Origin of the sequence: Bartonella sp. TT29SHDZB, from assembly GCF_042193395.1 — a bacterium.
Lineage (GTDB): Bacteria > Pseudomonadota > Alphaproteobacteria > Rhizobiales > Rhizobiaceae > Bartonella.
In genome coordinates, this window is record NZ_JBHILQ010000032.1 from 1 (window position 1) to 7,293 (window position 7,293).

11 protein-coding genes and 2 pseudogenes are annotated in these 7,293 nt (G+C 37.8%); 11 read left to right on the forward strand and 2 right to left on the reverse strand.

Annotation, left to right across the window (positions count from 1 at the left end):
- Both ACFIJJ_RS08645 and ACFIJJ_RS08650 read right to left on the reverse strand, forming a co-directional pair.
- Positions 1-806, reverse strand: a pseudogene (locus tag ACFIJJ_RS08645) (hypothetical protein); the annotation flags it as partial.
- A gap of 10 nt (positions 807-816) precedes the next feature.
- Positions 817-1,095 carry a hypothetical protein gene (locus ACFIJJ_RS08650; RefSeq protein ID WP_375646653.1) on the reverse strand — a complete coding sequence of 93 codons (279 nt, stop codon included), beginning with the start codon at positions 1,093-1,095 and terminating at the stop codon, positions 817-819.
- A gap of 120 nt (positions 1,096-1,215) precedes the next feature.
- Between ACFIJJ_RS08650 and ACFIJJ_RS08655 the strand changes: the two genes are divergently transcribed.
- The 11 genes and pseudogenes from ACFIJJ_RS08655 to ACFIJJ_RS08705 form a co-directional block, all read left to right on the forward strand.
- Positions 1,216-1,545, forward strand: coding sequence for a helix-turn-helix transcriptional regulator (locus ACFIJJ_RS08655; protein WP_208439714.1), 330 nt, complete (start codon positions 1,216-1,218; stop codon positions 1,543-1,545).
- 263 nt (positions 1,546-1,808) lie between these two features.
- Positions 1,809-2,189, forward strand: a complete 381-nt coding sequence (locus ACFIJJ_RS08660) for a hypothetical protein (RefSeq protein WP_375646654.1) — start codon at positions 1,809-1,811, stop codon at positions 2,187-2,189.
- 113 nt (positions 2,190-2,302) lie between these two features.
- On the forward strand, positions 2,303-2,917 hold the full coding sequence (locus tag ACFIJJ_RS08665) for a hypothetical protein (protein WP_375627140.1): 615 nt from the start codon (positions 2,303-2,305) through the stop codon (positions 2,915-2,917).
- Positions 2,918-2,920: 3 nt separating this feature from the next.
- A complete protein-coding gene (locus ACFIJJ_RS08670; RefSeq protein ID WP_375646656.1) occupies positions 2,921-3,613 on the forward strand; it encodes a hypothetical protein in 693 nt (230 codons plus the stop codon).
- A 19-nt stretch (positions 3,614-3,632) separates the two neighbouring features.
- The gene (locus ACFIJJ_RS08675; RefSeq protein WP_375646657.1) at positions 3,633-4,184 is read left to right on the forward strand and encodes a hypothetical protein; all 552 of its coding nucleotides are present in this window, start codon (positions 3,633-3,635) and stop codon (positions 4,182-4,184) included.
- Positions 4,185-4,192: 8 nt separating this feature from the next.
- Positions 4,193-4,654, forward strand: a complete 462-nt coding sequence (locus tag ACFIJJ_RS08680) for a hypothetical protein (RefSeq protein ID WP_375646659.1) — start codon at positions 4,193-4,195, stop codon at positions 4,652-4,654.
- Between the two features lie 5 nt (positions 4,655-4,659).
- Entirely contained in the window at positions 4,660-5,229 is a 570-nt protein-coding gene (locus ACFIJJ_RS08685; RefSeq protein ID WP_273791664.1) for a hypothetical protein, read from the forward strand.
- A gap of 73 nt (positions 5,230-5,302) precedes the next feature.
- Entirely contained in the window at positions 5,303-6,130 is an 828-nt protein-coding gene (locus ACFIJJ_RS08690; protein WP_375646661.1) for a recombinase RecT, read from the forward strand.
- Position 6,131: 1 nt separating this feature from the next.
- On the forward strand, positions 6,132-6,755 hold the full coding sequence (locus tag ACFIJJ_RS08695) for a lambda exonuclease family protein (protein WP_375646663.1): 624 nt from the start codon (positions 6,132-6,134) through the stop codon (positions 6,753-6,755).
- A 119-nt stretch (positions 6,756-6,874) separates the two neighbouring features.
- Positions 6,875-7,093, forward strand: coding sequence for a hypothetical protein (locus tag ACFIJJ_RS08700; protein ID WP_012755083.1), 219 nt, complete (start codon positions 6,875-6,877; stop codon positions 7,091-7,093).
- A 6-nt stretch (positions 7,094-7,099) separates the two neighbouring features.
- Positions 7,100-7,293, forward strand: a pseudogene (locus tag ACFIJJ_RS08705) (integrase); the annotation flags it as partial.

The window sequence follows — 7,293 nt, forward strand, 5'->3', positions numbered from 1 at the left end:
GGCGCTTTTACTGCTTCATCACGCTGTTTAAGCTCTTGTGTTAGTCTTTCAACTTCCTCGTCGCGTGATTGAACATCTGCTTTTAGTGCCTGTATCTTTTCACTTTTCCGTTTAAACTCTTCTCGGTACGCATCTATCTTTTGTTTCAGTTCTTTAATTTCCGCATCATATGATTGAACATGTACTGTTAGTAGCTCTATCGTTTCACTGTTCCGTTTAAACTCTTCTCGGTACGCATCTATCTTTTGTTTAAGTTTTTCAATTTCCTCGTCACGTTCTTCAATCTTTTGCTTCAGTTCATCAATTTCCTCGTCGCGTTCTTCAATCTCTTGCTTCAATTCTTTAATTTCCTCGTCGCGTAATTGCACATCTACTTCGAGCTCTTTAATTTCTTGCTTCAGTTCTTTAATTTCCTCGTCGTCACATTCTTCCATCTTTTGTTTCAGTTCTTTAATTTCCTCCTCACGTTCTTTAATCTCTTGCTTCAGTTCTTCCATTTCCTCGTCGTCACATTCTTCTATCTTTTGTTTCAATTCTTCAATTTTCTCGTCGCGTTCTTCAATCTCTTGCTTCAGTTGTTTAATTTCCTTGTCACGTTCTTCAAGATCCGCATCACATTCATCAATTGTCTGCTTGCTTTCCATTAAATACCTAAACTCATTCTCTTTCATTTTTTTCTTAATATCTTGAACCTGCTCTTTAAGTGCTTTAACTTGGTTGCGATAATGCAATGCAATACGAAACATCACTCCGCTTAAGAGCAAAACTGAAACCACTGCTATCCATAAAATTTCATTCGAACTCATCTTTATCTCCTTAATGCTGTAAAGTTTCTCCGGTGTGATCAACACCGCAGCTCTTGCTAATTTTCGACAATGGGGGGTGTTGCTCTTGCATTAATCTCTGCAAGCGCTCGGGATAAAAAAAATCTTCTGGACGCAAATCTATCCCATGCTCACGTGCGTAATCTAAAATTTTTTGCTGGTGTTTTGCTGGTATATCACGCCATCTATAAACAGATGACACATCTCTTTGCACTATGGTTGCTACAGTTTTGAAACCACCTAAATATTTTATAATTAATCTCGAAGGCATATGTAATCTCCATAACAGCGCAATAAATAATTGCGTTTTATGCACAAGTCAACGAAATTATGCTTTTTTATCATTTTTGCACATTTGCATAAAAATATATTTTCAAGGATTATACGAACCATGGAACAAGATATTCAGTCCAAACTTAAGCTATGGATTAAAGAGCGTCTTAACGAACGAGGACACGGCGCACAAACATTATTAGCATCACATTTAGAACTACACCCATCAGCAGTGAATCGCATGCTTAATACCTATCAAAATGGTAAAACGCGAGATATAACCATAGATGAACTAGTAAAGATTTCTGAATTTTTTAACGAACCTCCCCCCAGTTTTTACAAAGAAGTAGACTTAGATTTTATGAAAATATGTGCATCACTTGATCCAGTTGACAAAGAAGCGGTGCTTGATTTTCTTGAATTATTAAAAAAATTAAAAACAAAATAAGTAATAATTAACTGCTCTTTTTCATTGAATAATGAAAAAACAGATTCTATTTTTTTATCTATATCGCTCATAAACATCTCCCAAATTGTGGATAGCGCATAATTTAATTATATATTTTAAGATTTATTTTTGCGTTTTATGCAAAATTTTAATTGACTTGTGCATAAAATACAATTATCACTGCACCATACCCCGAAAAAAAAAACCTATGTCAAGGCGTTTTTTTTCAAAATGTATTTAAATATTTTGATATGGAGGCATTTGTGAATAAACCAGTGTTTATAAATTCTGATGAAATTCTCTTAGTGATGTGCGAAAATGAAGAACAAAATCTCGCAAAATCTGGACCTTTCTTAGAAGAAAGTGACATTATCAATTTTATCGACCAAATCGATAATGCTGTCCAAATTTTACGTATTGAACCATCGACTAACCGTTGCGAAGATATCTCTGAAGATATTGCCGAATGCTATCTGAAAGAATGTGAAGAGCAGTGTTTCAACGGCAATATACCTCACGACTTTGTTAAAGACAGTAACGCATACGGTTTTTTTTTAGATGATATAAAACAGCGCGAATATGATGATGCAATGTATGGTTCTTACGAAAAACAACACCGTTTGCGTCCTTGTGATGTGCTTTAAAAGCTAAAGGCGTTTTTAAAAGACGCCACCTTTCCAAAAAATTCACCCCACAATGCAATGCCGTTCTTTTGCAAGAGCGACAAAGGCAGAATCTAACTTAAAGGAGTAAAACCATGGAAAAAAAATATGAACTGATTGATGAAACAACTGAGGTTGATGGCAAAACTCTTCACCGCATTCGTGCTTTAAGGGATTTTGATGATGTTAAAGCAGACGACCTAGGCGGTTTTATACAAAAAGAAGACAATCTAAGTCATGATGGCAATTGCTGGGTAGGTGATGATGCAAAAGTCTATGGTTATGCCAAGGTTTTTGGTGATGCACATGTTTATGGAAACGCTCGTGTAGATGGTCATGCAAGAGTTTATGACAAAGCCAAGGTTTATGGTGATGCTTATATTTATAACATTGCTGATATTTACGAAAATGCATGTGTTTTTGGTAGTGCATCTGTTACCGGAGAAACTAATATTTTTGGTAATGCGCAGATTTTTGGACATGCTCGTGTTTTTGCCAGTGCACAAATCTACGAAAATGCACAAGTTTCCGGTGGTGCATTTATTAGTGGAAAAGCTGAAATTTATGGAAATGCTAAAATCTATGACAATCCATTGATTTCCATCAGAGCAAAAGTTGGGGGAAATGCCCAAATCTGTGGTGATGCATTTATTCATGGAAACGCAGAGATCATCAATGATGAAATCATCACAACTGGCCAAAGGAAATAAACCATGGAAAAAAAATACGAATTTACTGATGAAACAATCGAAGTTGGGGGCAAAACTCTCCACCGCATTCGTGCACTGAGAGATTTGGGGGACGTCAAGAAAGGTGATCTTGGCGGCTATATCGAGAAAGAAGACAATCTAAGTCATGAAGGTGATTGTTGGGTGGATGGTGATGCAAAAGTCTATGGTTATGCCAAGATATTTGATGGCGCCTGTATTAGTGGAAGTGCTACGGTTTGTGATGATGCACAAGTTTACGGTCATGCAGAAGTTTCCGGTGATGCGTATATTTACGATCATGCAAAAATTTATGATGATGCTAAGGTTTACGATCGTGCAGTCATTTACGTTAATGCAAAAGTTTGCGGTTTTGCCAAGGTTTTTGGAAAAGCAAGAATATACCATGACGCCATAATTTCCGAACATGCACACGTTTATGAAAATGCAGAAGTTTTCGACAACGCTACAATTTCGCACTTTGCATCCGCTTATGATAATGCTCGTATTTTCGGTAAAGCAAAGGTTTGTGGTTTTGCCGAAATTTATGATGGAGCACATGTCTCTGAAAAAGCTAAAGTTGGCGGTCGCGCAAAAATCTCTGGAAATGCCCGTGTGTTTGGTGGTGCACTAGTTTGCGAGAATGCCAAAGTAACCGGAAATACAAAAGTATCTGGAAATGACACTGTTTTAAGATAAGGGCATGAGGCAATAAACCATGAAAAAGAAATACGAACTTACTGATGAAACAATCGAAGTTGGGGGCAAAACTCTCCACCGCATTCGCGCATTACGAGACTTTGGAAACGTCGAGAAAGGTGATTTAGGAGGCTATATCGAGAAAGAAGACAATCTAAGTCATGAAGGTGATTGTTGGGTAGATGGTGATGCAAAAGTCTATGGTAATGCCAAGGTTTTTGGTGATGCTAAGGTTTACGAAAATGCACAAGTTTACGGTTATGCACATGTTTACAACAATTCTCGTATTTATGGCAAAGCAGAAGTTTGCGATGAACCATGCATTTACGGTGATGCAGAAGTTTACGGTGATGCATATATTTGCGGTGAACCGCACGTTTTTGATAATGCAGAAGTTTATGGCAATGCACAAGTTTACGAAAATGCATACATTTATGATAGGGCGCGTGTTTACGGCAATGCAGAAGTTTCCGGTGATGCGCATGTTTACGGTCATGCAAAAATTTACGGTGAAGCATGTGTATGTTGGGACGACTGGATTGATGGCGATAAAAGAATCTCAACTAGGTAACAAACCAGATGAAAAAATACGAATTTACTGATGAAAAAACTGTGTTTGATGGAAGAACTCTTCACCGAATTAGAGCATTAAGAGACTTTGGATATGTCAAAAAAGGTGACCTAGGCGGTTTTATAGAAAAAGAGAGCAACTTAAGCCATAAGAGAGACTGTTGGATTTTTGGCAATGCACAAGTTTACGGTGATGCCAAAGTTTATGATGATGCGCGGGTTTATGGGAATGCAGAAGTTTATGGCAATGCACAAGTTTATGATTATGCCGAAGTTGGTGGTGCTTCTGTTAGAGATAATGCCAAGGTTTTTGACTATGCGCGGATTTATGGGAATTCTGTTATAGGGAAAAGTGTACACGTTTACGGAAATGCTAAAATTTACAATCAAGCATATATTTGCTGTCGTGTACACATTGCTGGAAATTGTAAAATTAGTGGCTCCACCGTAATCGTAGAACGTGAGAAATAGTAATCATGGAAAAGAAATATGAACTTACTGATGAAATAAAAGAATTTTATGATGCAAGAACCGATAAAAGTAAAAAACTTTATCGCATACGTGCATTAAGAGATTTTAGAAATATTAAAAAAGGTTACTTAGGTGGCTATATACAAAAAGAAGACAACCTATCGCATGAAGGCGATTGTTGGGTTTGGCATAAAGCTATGGTTTGTGGTGACGCTAAGATTTTCGGCAATGCACAAGTATTTGAACGCGCACAAATTACAGGCAGGGCGCGTGTTTATGAAAATGCAAAAGTTTGCGGTGAAGCATATGTTGAATATGATGCGCAAATTTACGGCAATGCACAAATTTATGGTGAGGCTCGAGTTTTGGGCCATGTTTATGGCAATGCCCGTGTCTATGGAGATGCTTATATAAGTGATAAAGCACACATTTCCGGAAATATGAAAATTCTAGATAGAGTATATATTTTCGATAATGTAAATATTTCTGGTAATCTTGAAATTCGTGGACGCAATTCAATCATCTACGAAAGTGACTATTCAGCAAGCGATATAAGCTACATAAGCCGTTTCTAACAACCAAACAACATTTTTAAACACCAGCGTGATTCACGCCACGGGGGAATTGCGCGCAATGTAGGAAATCAACATGACAAATTCTACTTTTTTAAAAGAAATGGCAGGAAAATATGGATTTTCTGCTGAAGAATTTCGAACCACAATCATAAAAACTTGTATTGGAGATAAAAATGCTAATGTCATCACTGATGCAGAATTTGCCGTTTTTCTTTTTGTTGCCAATACTTATGGACTTAACCCTTTAACAAAAGAAATCTATGCATTCCCTAAAAAAGGCGGCGGCATCATACCCGTTGTTTCTATCGACGGTTGGATAAAGATCATCAAATCAAATCCTGACTTTGATGGCATGACCTTTCAAGATCAACTCAATGAGAATGGGAATATCATTGCTATCAAATGTGCTATTCGTCTCAAAGGGATTAAGGATCCTATCGAAGTCACCGAATATCTCAAAGAATGCGAACAAGGACACAGTGAACCTTGGAAAAAATACCCCGCACGTATGTTGCGCCATAAAGCTACTATACAGTGTGCTCGCTATGCTTTCGGGCTTTCCGGTATTTATGAAGAAGATGAAGCAAAACGTATCAATGAAACAAACCATAACGTACAAACGAAGTTAGTTTCTTATGATGTGCTTACGCAAATCAAACAATTAATAAACATCACTCAAACAGAAGAAGAAAAAGTGCTTGATTATGCACAAGTCGACAGGCTTGAAGATCTTCCTGATGAAGTAGCACAAAGGATTTTGGATATTTTGCAAAAGAGACAGCATGAAAAAGAACAATCTTTCCTACAACAAAAGCAAATAGAGGCGCCTATACAAGATGCCGAATATATTCACGTCCAAGATATAGAATATGTACCACAAGAACAAAGAACGGCGGTGTGATATGGAACAAAGAACAGCAGAATGGTTTCAAGCGCGCTTGGGTAAAGTCACCGCATCAAACATTTACAACATACTCAATAAAACTACAAAAGGATTGCCTACGAGCAAATATGAAGACTACAAAATCAAACTCATAACAGAACGTTTAACAAGAGAAACAAGCCCCTATTATGAAACTGAAGATATGAGATGGGGTATCGAACATGAAGATGATGCCTTGAGAGAATATGGCTTCATTTATGATGCCAATATAACAAAGTGCGGCTTTATCCAACACCCCACAATAGAAATGGCTGGTGCTAGTCCTGATGGGTTTGTTGGTGATGACGGTTTAATCGAAGTCAAATGCCCGAGATCAGTAACACATATGCGCTTTTGGATAGGTGACGAAATCAAACCAGAATATCACGCACAAATGCAATTCCAAATGGCTTGTACAGAACGAAAATGGTGTGATTTCGTAAGCTATGACCCACGTTTTACGGGAGAATTCTTTCACTTGCGCATGAAAGTCAAGCGTGTTCTCCGTGATGATCAACAAATTGAACAGATCAATCAAGCTGTTGAAACCTTTTTAGCAGAGATAGAACGAGAGATAAAACAACTCTCAACAAAAGCTGCTTAACCTTATGGGGGTGTTTTGTTCCCCGCATATCTACGAGCACCCCCACCCTTCTTAACACTTTCAAGTAATGCGTGATTCACGCCACACGTGAATTGCATCTCAATGTAAGGAGAAAAGATATGGCGCCTCGTCCAGCTGCTATAACGCAACCAGCCATTGCACGCGCTTTAAGAGAAGCTAAAAAACAAGGTTGTGAACTCGTAGAAATCAAACCTACTGGTGAACTGCTTATCTATCTTAAATCCGATATTCCAATACCAAATTCAGTTAACCACCCAGACAAACTTTTAGATTTGTCAAAGAATGAATATTACGAAACCGCACTCTCTAAGATGTAAAATACCATGCCTAAACCACGTCCTCCTCATCTTGTCAAAGAAGTCACACGTCATGGTAAAATTATATGGTATGTACGTATTGGTCATGGACCACGTATTAGAATACGCGGCACCTATGGAACGCAAGAGTTTGTTGATAACTACAAAAGCGCACTTGCCGAGTTACAAGGGCTTATACTTCCTAAATCAAAAACTGGTAA